The sequence below is a fragment of the Maribellus maritimus genome, from assembly GCF_022267315.1.
Lineage (GTDB): Bacteria > Bacteroidota > Bacteroidia > Bacteroidales > Prolixibacteraceae > Draconibacterium > Draconibacterium maritimum.
On record NZ_JAIKLE010000175.1, the window covers coordinates 1 to 441 of the forward strand.

Annotated in this window: 1 protein-coding gene; it reads right to left on the reverse strand. The window is 41.3% G+C overall.

The window, feature by feature from the left end; translation table 11 throughout:
* On the reverse strand, positions 1–441 hold a 441-nt coding region (locus K5G00_RS29580), incomplete at both ends, for a LamG domain-containing protein (RefSeq protein WP_238770264.1).

A 441-nucleotide genomic window follows, 5' to 3' on the forward strand; every position in this document is an offset into this window, starting at 1 on the left:
AGCAGTAAGAGTACGTTGATATGTACCTGTTTCTGTCCAACCGAGGTATTCGCTTCCCTGGCAAATTTCAATACTTTCAGTAGAGTAAACCGTTTCAGGACTTTTCTGAACCAAGTTAAAGATTTCACCTACTTCGTCAGCGGAAAGTGCGTAGTTGTAAATTCTTACCTCGTCTATTGCACCTTTGTAAAGCAGGGAAGGAGTTTCTGTATCCCTTCCAGCTCCAACCAGCAGGTTGTATCCAAGTCCGGAGGCAATATTTCCACTGTCGTTTTTTGAAGCAACATTAACATTATCAACATAGATAATTTTTTGTGTTCCGTCGTATGTGAGTGTAATGTTGTGCCATTCGCCATCCCAGATGTCAATATTATCAACAAAGAACCATGCAGCAGAAGTGGTACCGGTTGTTTTGAATGCGATACGTTTGTATGCAGAGTT